Genomic DNA, 16834 nt, shown 5'->3' on the forward strand with positions numbered 1-16834 from the left:
ATAGCCTGCATGCCTGCTTCAGTGCCAGCGGAAAAACTCAGTCTCATCGGCTAAATAGCTACGAGACAGAACCATTTTATGAATCTCGCTAGCGCCGTCGACCAAACGCGCTTGGCGAGCGTAGCGATACACCCATTCCACCAACGTGTCTTTCGAATAGCCCTGTGCACCCAAGAGCTGAATGGCAGTATCGGCGGCCTTATGTAATGTATCTGCGACATGCACTTTTGCCATCGATACTTCTTTGCGAGCAAAGTCGCCTTGATCAAGCATCCAGGCAGCATTCATCGTGAGCAACCGACCGATATGAATGTCCATGGCGGCAGCGCCGAGCATCCATTGCACGCCCTCATGCTCGGCCAAGGTAATGCCGAAGCTTTGGCGCTGGCGGATATATGCGCCGGCAATTTCTAAGCAACGTTTGCTCAACCCAAGCCAGCGCATGCAATGCGTTAAGCGCGCTGGCCCCAAACGTATTTGCGTGACTTTGAGGCCATCGCCTACTTCCAATAAGCGCTGCTCGTCCGGAATCATCAGGCCGTCAAACACCAGCTCACAATGGCCGCCGTGCTCCTCGGGGCCCATGATGGTAATGCGCCGCTCAATGCGCCAACCAGGCGAGTCGGCATCGAATAAAAATGCAGTCAGACCTTTGCGCTCATCATCGCTGGTGCGGGCAATCAAGATGAATATCTGCGCACCCTCAGCACCTGTGATAAACCATTTACGGCCAGTAATACGCCACTGATCACCAATTTTTTCAGCCTTGGTATAAGTCAGAGATGGATCAGAGCCACAGCCTTTCGGCTCGGTCATGGCGAAAGCCGAGCGCACTTTGCCATCGATAATTGGCTGCAACCAACGCTGCTTCAGCGCCTCGGTTTTCAGCACTTTATTCAGCACCTGCATATTGCCGTCATCAGGCGGGGCGCAGTTAAACACTACTGGCCCAAATGGCGAACGCGCCGCCTCTTCGTAAATTGCCGCCATGCCCACGTGACTTAAACCACGGCCACCGCGCGATTCGGGCATTTGAAAGGCCCACAATCCAGCGGCCTTGGCCTTAACACGTAAGCCCGCCAGCACGGTCTCGTCGATGTTTTCATGGGCATCCATAAAGCCTTTTTGCGACTCCAACGGCAGCAATTCTTGACTGACAAAATCAGCTACTTGCTGGCGGAGCGCCTCGACTTCGGGGCTAAGCGTAAAGTCCATTAAAACGTACCGACATAGAAGTCGCGCTGAATGTTTGCCGCTTGCGATGGATCGTTGGCATAGCCATCTAACTCAGTAACGCCAATATGGCGTAGCGCGGTTTCATCGAGCCAGCAGACTTCATTTGCGAAGCGCTCACCCTCAGTTAAAAGCGCATAAGCAGCATCAGCCATGATGGCGGGTTTGCGTGCCATGGCTAGGCCTGCCTCACCTGCGGTCATGCCCACTGCGGCGGTAGCAATTAAGGTTGCCGGCCACAATGTACGGACTTGCACACCACGATTAGCGACCTCTTGCTGGAAGCCGAGACTTAACAAAGTCATGGCGTATTTGGTACTCGTATACGGCGCGAAGGCACCCAGCCAGCCCGGGTCCAGGTTTATTGGAGGGCATAGGTTGAGCACCTGACCACCACTTTTAAGCAGGTGCGGCAGGCATTCACGCATGGTAATCATAGGTGCGCGCGAGTTCAGCGCATGCATTAAGTCGTAATGCTTGGTTTGCGTCGCGGCGATCGGCGTCACACCAATAAACCCGGCATTGTTCACCAGCACATCAATGCCGCCAAAATGCTCAATTGTTTGCGCTATAGCGGCTACCAGCTGCGCCTCATCACGAGCGTCGACAACTAATGCCAACGCTTGCCCGCCTGCAGCTTTAATCTCCTCAGCCACACTATGCACCGTGCCGGGCAAGCGCGCATGCGGTTGATCGGTCTTTGCTGCGATGACCACATTGGCCCCTTCGCGGGCAAAGCGCAGCGCGATTTCACGTCCAATACCACGGCTTCCACCCGTCATAAACAGCGTTTTTCCCTGCCATGCGCTCATACAGCACTCCTCATCTCAGATGTTTCTAATGTTTGCCACCGCACCGGCAAGCCATCGGCTGGCGTCGGCAATGACGTAAAATTGATCGGCATACGATAGCCCGAGGCGACTGACCAGCGATAGCGCCGCAGCAAATGATAAAGAATGGTCTTCACTTCCATCTCAGCAAAGTGCATGCCGATACATTTATGCGCACCGCCGCCAAACGGCACGTACTGATACGGATGGCCTTTATGCTCGGCACGCTCAGGACTAAAGCGCTCAGGGTCAAATAGCTCGGGATTGCGCCAATACTGTGGCAAATGATGCGTAACTAAAGGGCTGATAATCACATACGTTTTCGCCGGAATATCCATGCCGGCAAAATGGCAGGCCTTCTTTGTTCGTCGCGGTAGCACGTGTACCGGTGAAAGTAGCCGCAATGATTCGAAAAATACCTGCTGCATGAGTGGCAATGCCGCGAGGTCGTCATAGCTCAGCGTGTCTTTGTCTAATGCTTGAGCTTCCTCACGTAGACGCTCCTGCCACTCTGGGTATCGTGCCAAGTAGTAACTCATCGAGCTGAGTGCGATGGTGCTAGTGTCATGCGCAGCCATCATCAAGAAAATCATGTGATTAACGATATCTTGGTCTTGAAAGCCAATGCCGTCCTCATCCTCAGCACTAAGTAGATAGCTGAATAAATCTGGCCCTAAATTGTCACGCTTGGAGGCGATACGCTGGCGAAAAAACTGCTCCAGTTCTTTCCGCGCCTGCAAACCACGGTGCCAACGCCCGCCCGGCACAGGGAAGCGCACCAAGGCCGTGCCAGCACGCACGCAATCGACAAAAGCATGGTTAATTCGGTCAGCCTCGGGGCCTAATTGCTCGCCCATAAACACTTGCGTGGCGATATCTAAAGTGAGCTCTTTCAACGCTGGATAGAGCTTAAAACGTTGGCGCGGATGCCAATTCGCGATGCCATTAAGCACCGCTTCATTCATGCCCTCGAGGTAAGCCTCCATGGCCGGACGCTTAAATGCCGCCTGCATAATGCCGCGATGTTGGCGATGCTCCATGCCATCGAGCAGCATGATGCCGCGAGTAAAAAATGGCCCAATAAATGGCGTCCACCCTTCGCCACTGGAAAAGACATTGCCTTCGTTTTTCAGCACAAAGGCGAGCGCATCGGGCCCACTTAAGGCCAATGAACTAATGCCTAATGCCTTACCACGCACCACAGGACCATGGCGTAAGTGCATGTCGATGCCGCTGGAGATTGGTCGGAAAAAGAAGTTCAGCGTTTGCCCTAAGATCGGCAAGCCCTTAGCTTCAGGGATGCGCGAAAGCATGTCACGGCGCTCTCGCCGCTCAGCTAGCCAGCTCATTTAGCCGCACTCATATCGGCCTGCTTAGCCGCACTGCGTTGATGAGCCAACTCAGCATCAACAACTCCTGCTGGACGCTGACCAAGACTTTGCTTCATGGCGATTTTTTGTAATTTTCGCCCACGCGCTTGCTGCGCCGCATGCCATCTGGGCCGCAAACGCTGCCCTGTATACAGCACAGTGCGTGGCAACAATGTCAGTAAGGGAAACCACGGTTTGATATTACTAGGCAATCCAAGCTGCTGCATTTGCTCAGCGGTCAAAAAATAGCGGCTAATGCTTAAATGAATTTGATAGGCCACTTTGCGACGTAGATTCTCCTGCGTTAAAAAATGCCGCTCCAATGGCTCTTTCGATAAGGCCAGGCCCAGCTCACGACTCGTCCAGTCTGGCGGGCTCTGCGTCATCAAGGCCGCGTGCAATAACACCGCACCATCACGTTCGTTAAAGCGCAGCCAACGTGCATCGACACCCATCAGCCAGCAGGCGTAACTCCACAGCATCATCACCCCGCGAGATTCACGAGGCGTTGCCTGCACACCAAGCTTGCGCAGGCCACCGAGCATGACCACGCTAAAGCCCAAATAGGTCGCCGCCATATCGATCTGATTTAACGGCAGACCCCAGACCGAATGCTCCCAGTCAGCGCGCTTATCGAGCTGGCGGCGCACCACGGCGTGCACCATGCGTACTTGCAGTGTGGTGGCGAAGCCGGGGCCAAAGCGGCGAAGGCCATCTGGCTCAGTGCAATCCATCCACCATTTGCCAGTTTCGCCCACGCGCTGCGCCGTGCCTCGCGTTAGCGCACCGGTCATTACTAAAGCTTGGTTAAAGCCCGATAATAAATAGCCGCCCATGAGCGCTAAGTCACGCATGACTTGCAATGCCGTTAGGCCTGCGCCGTGAATAAAACCCATGCCCTCGTTGAGCAAGTCCCAATCTAGCCATTCCGGCTCGGCTTCGAGCACCGCAAAAAACACGCGTAATGGCTCGGGACAATCAGCAATACTATCGACGCCTTTAGCAATGGCTTGCGCAAAAAGCTTACGCGCTGGCCCCATGCCATAACTCAGCATCCAGTCCAGCAATGCATCCATGGCTGGATCACCAGCCTGCAAATCCGCCACGGCGGCATCAAATTCAGGGCGTGTGGGCGCTAATTGGCGGCCCAGCATCATGCGCAAAAAGAGCGGCGTTGGCCGCTGCGTTTTAGCAAAGGGACGAACGCGACTCGGTACGGTATTCGGCGCAGATGGTATCGACATGGCCTAACTCGCCTATTGGAAGTTCTCAACCATAATGCGAAGTCTTATTCGCATTCAATTCGCATTTCAATGAGCTCTCGCAAGCACAAATAAAAACGCTGAATATTGGGCCACATAGGCTCTAAATATACAGCGGCGATGGATCAGACATGAGAGGTTGTCAATTTGTTGCGACCGTGTATATTTAAAGCATTACCGACAAATGGTGAGTTAGCCATGACATCCCAAGCAAAGATCCTCAACCAGGTTAATCGCCCAACACCACGGCGCATGGACTTCGTCTTCGACGACAGTATTCCTATGGATTGGTTTGGCGGCAGCCCATTCAAAACCATGGTACTCACAGCGCTGTCGGCAACGTTCCCCGAGGGCGAGCGATTTTTTGTCGACTCCGTGCGTCACTATCAAAAGCGCGTTAGCCCCGATCTAGCCAAGCAAGTCAGCGGCTTTATTGGCCAAGAAGCCCACCATGGCCGCGAACACACCGCTTTTAACGCATTCATGGGTCGCAAAGGCTTACCAATGGCTGAGATCGACGAGTTCGTGGAAAAAGGCATGAGGTTTATGCGCCGCAAGCTTTCACCCGAGCGTCAGCTGGCGATGACCTGTGCGCTGGAGCATTTCACCGCAATTCTCGCCGAGCTGGCGCTAGAAAACCCTGAGTTTTTCGGCCCTATGGATGAGCGTGTAAAGCCACTCTGGTACTGGCATGCCATTGAAGAAAGCGAACATAAAGCCGTCGCCTTTGATGTCTTCCAAGAACAAGTTGGCAGCTACTGGATTCGTAGCTCACAAATGGTGATCAACTCCATCGAGTTCGCCTTCTTCTCTAGCTTTCACACCTATCAACTTCTCAAAGCTCGGGGCATTCAGCGCGACTGGAAAATGCATCGCGAAGGCCTGAAAGAGCTATTCGTTAAGCCCGGTTGGTTACGCAAAATGGGCAAAGCCTATTTGTCTTACTACAAACCTAGCTTTCACCCTTGGCAACGCGACACCACGCGCGCGATGAATCACTGGAAGGCTGTTTACGGCATCGAGTGATATCTGTCACCTATGCCAACCAGTCTCGCAGCCACTTTCGACAGCAAAGCGTAGAATAAGCAGCCCCAGCCCACTACACTATCGCCCCGCCGCCCAGCTGCTCGGAAGTGTGTGTGAATCAGCTTAATCCTCGTCAACGCGAAGCCGTTTTAGCCATTTCCGGCCCCGTGTTGGTGCTCGCCGGCGCCGGCTCTGGCAAAACCTCGGTGATCACGCAAAAAATCGCCTACTTGATCAATGAGTGCGGAATCTCGGCGAGCAAAATTTTAGCGGTGACCTTCACCAATAAAGCCGCACGTGAGATGAAAGAACGCGCTGGTAAATTAGTCAGCGGCCCTATCGCACGCGGCCTCACCGTGTCGACCTTTCACACCCTCGGCCTTACCATGATCAAGCGCTCGCCCGAGCAATTTGGCCTGAAAAAGAATTTCTCAATATTTGACGCTGAAGACTCAAACACGCTGCTCGGCGAATTGCTGCATAAAGAAAATGCCAGCGACAAAATCAAGCTGGTGCGCAGCATAATCTCGAGTTTTAAAAATGATTTGGTGACGCCGGCCGAAGCGGTTAGCCGCGCCGAAAGCGAAGGCGATCTTTTTGCCGCCATGGTTTATGAATCTTACGAGCGCCATTTACGCGCCTACAACGCCGTCGATTTTGATGACTTAATTGTTCGCCCCACACTGGCTTTGCGCGACAACGATGCTTTGCGCGAGCAATGGCAGAACAAAGTGCATTACCTCTTAGTCGATGAATATCAAGACACCAACTCTGCTCAGTATTTGATGGTCAAGCTCTTGGTCGGCAGCCGCGCTTGCTTCACCGCCGTCGGCGACGATGACCAGTCGATTTACGCTTGGCGTGGCGCACGGCCAGAAAACTTGGCGGATTTGGCAAATGATTATCCTGCGCTAAAAGTCATTATGCTCGAGCAGAACTACCGCTCGACCAGTCGCATTTTAAAGGCCGCCAACGCCGTCATTGCCAACAACCCACATACGTTTGTGAAGAACCTGTGGAGCCAGCACGGCATGGGCGCAAACATCCGCGTGGTGCAATGCCCCACAGAAGATGCCGAAGCCGAGAAAGTGGTGACTGAGCTGCTCAATCATAAGGTCATGCAGCGCTGCGAATTTCGCGATTATGCCGTGCTCTATCGCGGCAATTTTCAAGCGCGCGTGATGGAGACCAAGCTGCGCGAGTTCCAGATTCCTTACAAAATTTCCGGCGGCCAATCGTTTTTTGCGCGCTCAGAGATCAAAGATGTCATGGCGTATTTGCGTCTGATCATTAACCCCGAAGATGACAACGCATTTTTGCGCATCGTTAATACGCCAAAGCGCGAAATCGGCCCATCCACGCTGGAGAAGCTCGGCAGCTACTCACAGCAGCGCGAATGCCCGATGTTATTGGCCTGCGATGAGCTTGGCCTTGGCCTGCATGTCGGCGACCGTGCATTGACCCGCCTACAAGAGTTCTCGGCGTGGATAGGCAGCACCGCGCGCGCCATCATTGGCGGAAATGAACCGCTCAATGACATCAAACAAATGCTCTTGGACATCGACTACAACGATTATTTACTGGAGCAATCGGCCACACCGCAAGCGGCCGAACGCCGCATGGAGTCGGTGAATAGTTTCTTGAGTTCGGTGCAGCGGCTTTGGGAAAAAGCCGAAGATGAAGAAGACCGCGATATCGAAGCGGTAATTCGCAAATTGGTTTTGCTCGATCTTTTAGAGCAGCAAGCTGAGGAAGATGACAGTGACAAAGTCCAGCTGATGACGCTACACGCGGCTAAAGGCTTGGAGTTTCCGCATGTGTTTTTAATCGGCCTAGAGGAAGACTTGCTGCCGCATCGGAACAGTATTGAGGCCGACACTGTCGAAGAAGAGCGGCGCTTGATGTATGTCGGCATCACTCGCGCCAAGCAAACGCTAACGCTGACTTACTCTGCTAAGCGCAAATCGGCTGGCGAAATGATGGCCACCACACCTAGCCGCTTTCTCGATGAGCTGCCAGCTGACGATCTCGACTGGGAAGGTAAAAGCAGTGGCCGCAGCACCGAGCAAAAGCAGGCTATTGGTCGCGCGCATTTGACTAATTTGCGAGACTTATTGGGTTAGCGCCGCTGCAGGTAGCCGCGGCTTAAGCGGCACGACAACACGCATCAGTGCCGCTTAAGCAAACTCCAGCCACAAAAAAGCCGCCTCGATGGGCGGCTTTTTCATTGCAGCGTAAGCTTATTTAGACTTGGCAATCATCACGTCAACTGCCGCAATGATCTCGTCATCGGAGCAAGTACCACAACCGCCTTTCGGTGGCATGCTGCGAATACCTTCAATGCCGTGCTTATGCAAAGTCGCTGCGCCTTGGGCAATACGTGGACCCCACTGGCCTTTATTGCCAATCACTGGCGCACCCATCAGGCCAGCGCTATGGCAGGCGGCACAGACAGCAGTAACAACTTCATCGCCAGAGCGTGGGCCGGTCGCAGCAGCAGGAGCAGCGGCAACAGCAGCGGCGCATGGATCGCCCTCATAGCACACCTTGCCCGCCATATTGATGCGCTCAATAGTCGCGCGCTCGCTAAATAAGCCACGCTCACCTAGAGGGTATTCGGAAATATCTTTGGTCGATTTCGCTTGTGCTGCCATCGACAACACCAAACCAACGCTAGCCAGCATCAATGCAATTTTTTTCACGTCAACCTCACTTGGGCAAAGCGGCAGGCCATCAGCGCTGCCGAAACGGGAAAAGTATACCCGCATTCATTGTGCGCCAAAAGCCTTTGCTGCTCTGCCGCACAAGTGCAGGACATAACTTAGTAGGTGTAATTCATGCCAAGCGTCAGTTCATACTGGCGCATATCGAGGGCAATTTCTTGGTCACCATCATCTATTCCCGCATTAATTAAACCACCCTGGAGTAGCTGCACATTGCTCAACGGATTGCGACCACGTACTGGCTTAGCATCGGCATACATCATGCTTAAATCGTAACCCCATCGTGGTGTCGCCTGCCAGTTCACACCCAGTGTGTAATGCTGCTCCACTACGCCTGGCGCCAGCATATTTAATGTTACTTCGCTAGATGGAATGGGTTGAGAGTCAGGCTGGCTGTAGCCCGCACGCCATTTCCAGTCACCTTGCGTGTATTGATAACCAAACTTATAAATGCTCATGTCTTGCCAGCCAAAGCCAGGGCCCGTGTCGGCACCAAGGCAGGATGGACTGGATTGACTAGAACCTGCCAGCCTTGGCAGAGCGCAACCGCTAACAAAGGCCTGCGGGTTAAGCGGTCGACCAACAGAAGCCACCTCATTGAACGAAATATGCTGATAATCGAGCAGGAATCGATGCGCCGGTAATGGCTGCCAAGCCAGCCCAAGATTCCAAGTTGTCGGAATATCGAAATCGCCCTGCTCAGCAAACAAGCCGGCGTATTCCTTAAATTTCGTCATGTGGATACGCGACTGCCAAGACGCACCAAAATCTAAACCCGGTGCAATGGTAGCAAGCATGCCGATACGCCCACCGCCGCCATAGGAAAAGCTGGTGCCGTTATCAGTAACTTTATCGGGCTCATTAGAAAATGCGGCAAATGCCTGTAGACCCTTGGCCTCAAATCGCTGCACAGCAAAGATAGGTGAGATGCCAAAAGATAGGCGTTCATTTACGTTAATGGCTAGCGTAGGCACAACAAACAGTTGAATCAAATCAACTGATGCAGTGCCATTGCCATTACCGCAAAAGCCCAGTAGATCAGGATTGTTCGCAAGTGCTGCACCACCGCCAAAGGCACCCTGGCAACGACTACTAACAACGCTATTTCCTACATTAGCTATTGGGTTGCCTAGGCCATTAAGCAGTGAACCGACCAAGCCAGCATTATTTCCAACCGCGGTGTTTACACCAAAAAAGGTGGCATTGCTTTCACTCTGCTTATACACCGTGTTCAGACCACCGTTGCCATAGAGCGCAAAGCCTGCCGACAAGGTTTCGTTAATTGGCGCAGCAAAGGCAAAACCAGGGATAGCAAAAATATTGTGACTACTTTTCACTGTGCCAGCATCGGTAGCGAAAATGCCAAGACCATTAGCATTTGGCTCGGTAGCCTCAAATTGCCGGCGCGGCACAAACAAGCTGAGGTTGGCATCCCAACGCATGCTTTTAATGCGGCCAATGCCTGCGGGATTAATGGTTGCGATTAAGGCGTCATCGCTAGTTGCCGTACCAGCACCACCCTGCGCGCGCTGCGAAGCGCTATAACCGTGAGCAAAATAGCCATTAGTAGCAAATGCAGCCGTGCTGACTAAGCTCAGTGCGAGCGCCATAACTCGTTTCATCTGGTGTTTCCCTCAGCGACTAAAAGACGCGTGAATTCATAATGTCGCGGATGATTAGCAATTTTCTTATCCTTGTAAAAGACTTTGATGCCATGAGCTAATAAGTAAACGCTATAAGAGTGCGGAATCACGCGCACCAGCGTGGACGCATTCGGCAGCAATCGTTATGATGCGCAGCCTTAAGTCAGCAGGCTTAAGGCTTATTGCTATCTACGCGCCCGTAGCTCAGCTGGATAGAGTATCGGTTTCCGAAACCGGTGGTCGTGGGTTCGAATCCCGCCGGGCGCACCATTCCCCCTGCTAGCGGTGGAGTATTTTCATGGATTCTCTGCTGCTTATTCCTAGCTGCCTATTCCTCGGATTTTTAGTCGCACGCTTTGCCTCGCCGCCAAAAGATATGGCGCCGGCATTGAACTGGTGGGTGATTCAAATCGCGCTGCCAGCCATCGTGCTCGAGCTAATTCCACGCCTAAGCTTCAATATCGATCTATGGTATTTGGTCATCTCGCAATGGCTGGTGTTTATTGGCGCGGCTATTGTGTTTCAGCTAATTGGTAGCTGGCTAGGATGGTCGCGCGCCCGCATCGGCGCACTGATCTTGGTCTGCGGGCTTGGCAATACCTCATTCATTGGCTACCCAATGCTCGAGGCCCTGCGCGGCCGCGAAGGTTTGGCTTTCGGCGTGGTTGCCGACCAACTTGGCTGCTTTATCATGCTCAGTGTCGGTGGCGTCTTGGTTACTGCTGTTTATGGCGGAGCTTCTACTAGCGCCTCCGCCGTTGCGAAAAAAATCCTGCTATTTCCAGCATTTATTGCACTGATCATCGGGCTTATTGTTGGGCAACTAGGTGGATGGCCAGATCAAATCGATAGCATCTTGTCGCGTATTGGCGCCACGCTCACGCCACTAGCACTATTTTCTGTTGGCCTTCGCTTACGGCTATCGCTATATAAATACCAGCTCATGCCGGTCATGATAGGTCTAAGCTGGAAGTTGCTGCTTGCGCCCTTAGCCATACTCGGCCTCGGTAGCGCCTTCGCCGTTTCGGCCAATGTGCTCAGCATTGCGGTGTTACAGGCGGCCATGGCACCGATGATCTCCGCCGCAATTCTTGCCGACCAAAATGATCTAGAACCAGACCTCGCCAATGCCATTCTCGGCATCGGCATTGTGATGTCATTATTCACCGTCACTGCCTGGCATTTACTGCTGCCGTAAGCGCTCAAAACATCCATGTTATTGCCTTAACCATACATCGATTAGACAAATACGACCGTTTAGCGCGAATTCCTGCCACTCATCGAGAGTGGGTTTGTCTAACTTGCCAAGTGTTTACTTAGTGACCAGTATTTCCCGACTTGTGTCAGGATTACAAAATCATGCAAAAAATAACAAGAAACAAACTAGCGCCACTCTTCCTCGTTGGCACCTCACTTGCGCTTGCCGCTTGCGGTGGTAGCTCTAGCAATAGCAGCTCAGCGAATGGCATCAGCGCACGCGAAACCGGCCAATCAAATATTTCCGAGCCCGACTGCACGACCGACGAGTGCATGAAAAATGGCGGCTTCACTAAGCCATTTGTTGAGCCGTTTGGCCCTAGCAGCATGAAGGCCATGGCCCGCGAAGTGGCAGACGAAGAAGCCGCAGAGGCCAGCGCAAACCCACTAGACATGCTCGATGGCCTGCTCGATTCCATGGGCCTGCTAACGTCGAAAGGCAACCTGAAAAACCCATTAAAAATGGTTCCGCAGGACGATCGCTGCATTCGCAATGCCGATGGTCGCCCAACTGAATGCAAACCAGCTGCTGGCTCCGTTGCTCTGCTTGAGGATGGTCGCGTGCTTTATTTCAACGCGCTTGAGGGCACAGAAGACGCCGAGTTCTCGATCTTCTTCGAAGCAGGCGCGGTTGTCACCAATGACCAAACACGTGTGATGAGCCTCCGCGGCCGTAAGGCCGGCTGGATGCAACCAACGCCAGTTGATGGTGGCGCCAACCCTGACGGTGCGAAATCGACCGTGATTTTGCCCGGCGGCCTAACTGACACAGCAGGAAAACGAAACAATAATGACGGCGCGCTATTTTGCGCAGACTTAGAAATGCTGGCGGATGGCCGCATCATGGCTGTTGGCGGCACTGACTATTATTTTGAACCCGGCATAGATGGCCCAATCGCGCTTGGTCTATCAGAACTCGAAGGCATTAAAAATGCGCGTATTTTTGACCCTGCTAATAATAGCTGGTCGAAAACAGGCGATATGAAAAATGGTCGCTGGTACCCGTCGCTAACTACTCTAGCCAATGGCAATATCTTTGTTACTTCTGGCGTTACTAAGCTGATCAAACCGGTATATCCAGAAAACCCCTTAACCTCAGGCCGCAATGTCACAGAGTCTGAAACTTACGATTTTGGCTGCGGCACTTGGTCAAGCAACGGCGGTGGCGGCGAACGCTCATTACCGCTGTATCCACGCCAACATTTATTACCTAATGGCTACGTGCTCTATAACGCCGGCGGCCAAGCCTTCAACCCATTCGGCCAGTCCTACGACCAAGCCCTGTGGAATATTGTCGCTGCCTATAGCCCCGATACTAATAAATGGACCGACCTCGGCTACGCAGGCCTGCCATTACAGTTCAATAAAATGGGCCTAGACCGTATTGGCTCGGCACTTAATATCACTAATCCAGATGCCGCCGCCGATATTCAATCGACGCTCACTGGCTTGCTCGGCAGCATTTTAGAAGATCCAATGTCTGCACTTAGCCCACTCACCGATGCACTCAGCGGCGACCCGTCCGGCACACTGATGAACGCTATTGGCTCAGGCTTCCGTGGCTCCACATTCTCCATCCAGATGCCGTTAAAGCCCAACGAGCAAGGCCGTTATGATCACGCTGAGTTCCTCACTGGCGGCGGCGTGCTCGGCTTGATCACAGTGGGCAGCCCAGGCTCCTACTTCCCGACTAATTTATCGCGCATCGACCGCATCAATATCGCTGAAGACGACAGCATGGAGTATGTCTCGCGCATCACCGGCAATATGACCACACCACGTTGGTATGGCACTGGTGTGCTACTGCCAACGGGCAAAGTCATGGTGTTTTCTGGCGCTGACCGTGACGAAGTTGTATTGCCCGGCTTAGGCGGCCCGATCAAAAAATCAGAGATGTTCGATCCAGCAACAGAAACATGGACCGAGATGGCAACCGCGCACAATCCACGCACCTACCACAACACCGCCATGCTGCTGCCCGATGGTCGCATCTTGATCGGTGGCCACTCACCCATTAACACCGCATACGCTTTCTCGATCAATATCCCTGGCTTATCACCCAACGACGGCCGCGACCCTAGCTTCGAAATCTATAGCCCACCCTATGTCTTTGGCCCACGCCCAAGCATTACCAGCGCGCCAGCTCGTGCCACACACGGCGATAACTTAAACATTGGTGTCGCGAATGCTGACAATATTGTCGATGTGGTTTTGGTCAAACGCACCACGCTCACACACATTGTCGATGGCGATCAGCGCACCGTGTCACTGCCCTTCACGCGTTCAGGCAACACGCTCAATGCACGTATGCCTATACAAAAAGCAGTAACTCCAGCTGGCGCCTATATGCTCTTTGTCATCACAGAAAATGCCAAAGGCGAGCGCATCCCGTCGGAGTCGACTTCATTGCGCGTGACCACCCCTGAAACCACTAACCCTGTCTGCACAGCGCAGCCGGTGGTTGCGCAACGATGATCAATACTCGCTACTCAATGCGGCCGGGCTTACGCCTGGCCGCTGTTGTTTTAACTAGCCTTATAAGCTCCACCGCATGGTCACACGCTGCTCATAACGAAGACAGGCGCGCCAGCATTGACCCTCTGCCGAATGCGCTAAAAGGTGTCACTGTGCAGCTGGTCGAAACACTGGGCGCGCAACTGGTGATAGACAATAAAACCGCTAAGCCTTTGGTGATTTTAGCTAACGATGGCAAGCCATTTTTACGCGTCAGTAGCGCAGGTGTGGATGCCAATGTCCGCCATCAGACCTGGCTCGATAGCTACTTGCCTGGCGGCCTGCCGCATCGCAAAACCATCGATGGCGAAGGCGATAAACCCGACTGGCGCATGGTGCGCAAAACCTCGCATTGGGGTTGGTTCGATGAGCGCCTGAAAGTCGAAAACGCCAAGGGCGATAGCTGGCGTATTCCCGTACGTTATGGCGATGTCGATGCCGTCATCAGCGGTAAATTTGTTGCGGCATTGGCTAATGGACTGTGGCAATCAAGCTGGCAGAGTGCGCCAAAATTGCCCAAAGGCGTGTCGATATTACTCATCCCCGGCCAGCCTTTTGGCCTGATGCTGAGCAATAGCAGCCGGCAGACAGTGGAGGTTTTAGATGATCAAAAGCAGCCATTTTTGCGGTTAAATGCCAAAGGCACTTTTGCCAATACGCATAGCGCCCTGTGGCAAAAGACAGCGGTGCAGTCATCGCTACGGCAAGCGCAAGCACAGGCCTGGCAAAAGATATCGGCCACGCCGCGTTATACCTGGGTGGAGCCGCGCACATTGCCTGCCGCTGGAGCGTCAACGAAAGCTGTGCAACGCTGGAATATCACGCTACTCATAGATGGCAAAGCCACTGTGCTAAATGGCCAAAGTCGATGGGTGAAAGCGCCGAAACGTGACACCGCGCCGACTACGACGCAGTATCAATGACGTAGGGCTGCTAGCCTTGCTGCAGCAACTGCACCACCAAAGGCTCAAGCTTGGTAAGGCCATAACGGCGGCCTTCTAGCAGCGCCTCATCATGGCTCATGCCTTTGAGCCATGCCGCGCGCAAGGCAAACAAAGCACCAACGCGATTTCCGCTCATGCAATGCACCAACACCGGCGTCTCACCGACGCTGGCCAGCAGCGCATCAAGCGCCTCGGCATTACTACGATTTAAGTCATGACCACCAACTATCGGCAGATGCACGTAATACAGGCCAAGTTCAGCGGCCATTGCGGCCTCATCGAAACCACCGTGCTCATGCTCAGGCAACATATCGATGATATGCGTGAAGCCCAAGGCCGCAACTTCGCTCAGCGACTCCGGTGAGACAAACCCGCCAACATATTCGTTAGGAGCAATGTGCAGCAGGTTTGGAATGCTCAGCGAGCTTGTGTCCATGGGCATAGCAATACTCTCGTTGGTAACTATTAGCGTTTGAGCATCAAGCGGTCATGTAGCCACATGCCCGCCAGCAGCATGACGCAGAAAAATAAAATGTCGCCCTGACCGGTGCCAATATTGACCAGAGCTGGGCCTGGGCAAAGGCCAGATAAACCCCAGCCGATGCCAAAGAGCATGGCACCGATAACTAGTTTGCTATCGATGATATTGATGCTGGGCCAGCTGAAGCTTGCGGCAAATAATGGCTTAGGCAGCTTCCGCAGCAGCGCAAAGGCCGGCACGGTGATGGCAACTGCGCCACCCATCACGAAAGCCAATGTAGCATCCCAATTACCGGCTAAATCGAGGAAGTCTTGCACTTTGTACGGGTCGGACATGCCGGAATAAATCAGGCCCCAGCCGAACACCGCACCCGCTAATAACGCCATGATGATGCCCATCTTATGCACCTCCGTGACGCAAAAAGTAGACGGTGATGAAGCCGCTGAGCATGAAAACTATCACGGCAGTTAATGAGCGCATGGAGCGACGTGCCAATCCGCACACGCCATGACCTGAGGTGCAACCACTGCCGAGACGTGTGCCAAAACCAACCAATACGCCAGCGATGCCGAGCAGCAAATAATTACCTTCAGTGGGCAAGCTTACTGCCGGTGCCATGAGCACACCAACGCCAATAAGGCCGAGCAGAAATGCCAGACGCCAAGCCCGCTCATCATTCGGAATACGCTGTAATAAGCTGCCAGCAATGCCGCTAATGCCGGCAATTCGGCCGATGCCAAGCATCAGCACGACCGACGCAAAACCAATCGCCATACCGCCAATTAAGCCCGCTTGGAAACTCTCAGGGATAGCCATGCCATGACACTCAATAGTTTATGTTTTTGTATTATGTCTGGCGATGATGGGTTTGTACACCATCGACTGTTCCTAATAACAAAACATCAGCAGGACGCGCAGCAAAAAGTCCGTTGGTAACAACGCCGGTAAGGTTATTCAAGCGCTGCTCAAGCTCGACTGGATCGCTAATGTGCAGGCCGTAAGTGTCTAAAATGACGTTGCCGTTATCGGTGACAAAACCGGTGCGATAGACCGGGCTGCCACCCATTTTCACCAACTCGCGAGCAATCATCGAGCGCGCCATCGGGATCACTTCTATTGGCAATGGAAATGTACCCAAAGTGGTAACCAACTTACTGGAGTCGGCGATGCAGATAAATTTATCGGCCAATGCCGCGACAATTTTCTCGCGCGTTAAAGCGCCGCCGCCGCCCTTGATCATGGCCAAGGCCGGAGTGATTTCATCAGCGCCATCGACATAAATACTGATGCGGTCGACCTGATTTAAATCCACCACTTCTATGCCAATAGCCTGCAGACGCTCACGGGTGGATTCACTGCTCGCGACCGCCGCTTTCACGTGGCCTTTGACACTGGCCAGCGCATCAATAAAGGCATTGGCAGTAGAGCCAGTGCCAACACCAAGTATTTCACCCGGCTGCACATAGGCAATGGCGGCCTCGGCAACAGCGCGTTTTAGGGCATCGGCAGATAAAACAGCGGGCATAGCAAACTCCACGGGCATCACGGGCA

General features: G+C 53.3%; 14 protein-coding genes, 1 tRNA gene and 1 pseudogene. 6 read left to right on the plus strand and 10 right to left on the minus strand.

The genetic code is table 11. The features are described from left to right. Positions 1-18 precede the first annotated feature (18 nt). The 4 genes from ACFQ0F_RS09005 to ACFQ0F_RS09020 are packed head-to-tail and all read right to left on the minus strand — an operon-like array spanning position 19 to position 4677. Positions 19-1215 (minus strand): acyl-CoA dehydrogenase family protein, encoded by a 1197-nt coding sequence (locus ACFQ0F_RS09005; RefSeq protein ID WP_379071302.1) that lies wholly within the window; start codon positions 1213-1215, stop codon positions 19-21. Further along, positions 1215-2045: an SDR family oxidoreductase gene (locus ACFQ0F_RS09010; RefSeq protein WP_379071305.1), complete on the minus strand. Its 831-nt coding sequence runs from the start codon at positions 2043-2045 to the stop codon at positions 1215-1217. Before ACFQ0F_RS09010 ends, ACFQ0F_RS09005 begins: the two co-directional genes overlap by 1 nt. Further along, positions 2042-3412 (minus strand): cytochrome P450, encoded by a 1371-nt coding sequence (locus ACFQ0F_RS09015; RefSeq protein ID WP_379071308.1) that lies wholly within the window; start codon positions 3410-3412, stop codon positions 2042-2044. Before ACFQ0F_RS09015 ends, ACFQ0F_RS09010 begins: the two co-directional genes overlap by 4 nt. Continuing rightward, positions 3409-4677 (minus strand): oxygenase MpaB family protein, encoded by a 1269-nt coding sequence (locus ACFQ0F_RS09020; protein WP_379071310.1) that lies wholly within the window; start codon positions 4675-4677, stop codon positions 3409-3411. Before ACFQ0F_RS09020 ends, ACFQ0F_RS09015 begins: the two co-directional genes overlap by 4 nt. A gap of 216 nt (positions 4678-4893) precedes the next feature. Between ACFQ0F_RS09020 and ACFQ0F_RS09025 the strand changes: the two genes are divergently transcribed. Further along, positions 4894-5721 carry a metal-dependent hydrolase gene (locus ACFQ0F_RS09025; protein ID WP_379071313.1) on the plus strand — a complete coding sequence of 276 codons (828 nt, stop codon included), beginning with the start codon at positions 4894-4896 and terminating at the stop codon, positions 5719-5721. A gap of 113 nt (positions 5722-5834) precedes the next feature. Next, complete coding sequence (gene rep, locus ACFQ0F_RS09030; RefSeq protein WP_340676016.1) at positions 5835-7844, plus strand: DNA helicase Rep; 2010 nt, start codon at positions 5835-5837, stop codon at positions 7842-7844. Positions 7845-7961: 117 nt separating this feature from the next. Here the strand turns inward: rep and ACFQ0F_RS09035 are convergent, their stop codons facing one another. Then, on the minus strand, positions 7962-8423 hold the full coding sequence (locus ACFQ0F_RS09035) for a c-type cytochrome (RefSeq protein WP_340676015.1): 462 nt from the start codon (positions 8421-8423) through the stop codon (positions 7962-7964). Between the two features lie 119 nt (positions 8424-8542). Beyond that, the gene (locus ACFQ0F_RS09040; RefSeq protein ID WP_340676014.1) at positions 8543-10066 is read right to left on the minus strand and encodes an OmpP1/FadL family transporter; all 1524 of its coding nucleotides are present in this window, start codon (positions 10064-10066) and stop codon (positions 8543-8545) included. Between the two features lie 214 nt (positions 10067-10280). Here ACFQ0F_RS09040 and ACFQ0F_RS09045 point away from each other — a divergent pair. The 4 genes from ACFQ0F_RS09045 to ACFQ0F_RS09060 all read left to right on the plus strand — a co-directional run bounded on the left by ACFQ0F_RS09045 (position 10281) and on the right by ACFQ0F_RS09060 (position 14781). Continuing rightward, positions 10281-10357: transfer RNA gene (locus ACFQ0F_RS09045), tRNA-Arg, on the plus strand. Positions 10358-10385: 28 nt separating this feature from the next. Further along, positions 10386-11285: an AEC family transporter gene (locus tag ACFQ0F_RS09050; RefSeq protein ID WP_379071317.1), complete on the plus strand. Its 900-nt coding sequence runs from the start codon at positions 10386-10388 to the stop codon at positions 11283-11285. 161 nt (positions 11286-11446) lie between these two features. Beyond that, a complete protein-coding gene (locus tag ACFQ0F_RS09055) occupies positions 11447-13819 on the plus strand; it encodes a galactose oxidase-like domain-containing protein (protein ID WP_379071320.1) in 2373 nt (790 codons plus the stop codon). After that, a complete protein-coding gene (locus ACFQ0F_RS09060) occupies positions 13816-14781 on the plus strand; it encodes a hypothetical protein (protein WP_340676011.1) in 966 nt (321 codons plus the stop codon). The genes ACFQ0F_RS09055 and ACFQ0F_RS09060 overlap by 4 nt, the downstream gene beginning before the upstream one ends. Before the next feature lie 124 nt (positions 14782-14905). Here ACFQ0F_RS09060 and ACFQ0F_RS09065 read toward each other — a convergent pair. The 4 genes and pseudogenes from ACFQ0F_RS09065 to rpiA form a co-directional block, all read right to left on the minus strand. Beyond that, positions 14906-15244: pseudogene (locus ACFQ0F_RS09065) on the minus strand (beta-lactamase hydrolase domain-containing protein); the annotation flags it as partial. Between the two features lie 23 nt (positions 15245-15267). Further along, positions 15268-15681, minus strand: a complete 414-nt coding sequence (locus tag ACFQ0F_RS09070) for a DUF6691 family protein (protein WP_379071323.1) — start codon at positions 15679-15681, stop codon at positions 15268-15270. A 1-nt stretch (position 15682) separates the two neighbouring features. Further along, positions 15683-16099, minus strand: a complete 417-nt coding sequence (locus tag ACFQ0F_RS09075; RefSeq protein ID WP_340676008.1) for a YeeE/YedE family protein — start codon at positions 16097-16099, stop codon at positions 15683-15685. A 31-nt stretch (positions 16100-16130) separates the two neighbouring features. Next, positions 16131-16808 (minus strand): ribose-5-phosphate isomerase RpiA, encoded by a 678-nt coding sequence (rpiA, locus tag ACFQ0F_RS09080; protein WP_340676007.1) that lies wholly within the window; start codon positions 16806-16808, stop codon positions 16131-16133. Between the last annotated feature and the right edge of the window lie 26 nt (positions 16809-16834).

This window comes from Paraperlucidibaca wandonensis (assembly GCF_042677145.1).
Lineage (GTDB): Bacteria > Pseudomonadota > Gammaproteobacteria > Pseudomonadales > Moraxellaceae > Perlucidibaca > Perlucidibaca wandonensis.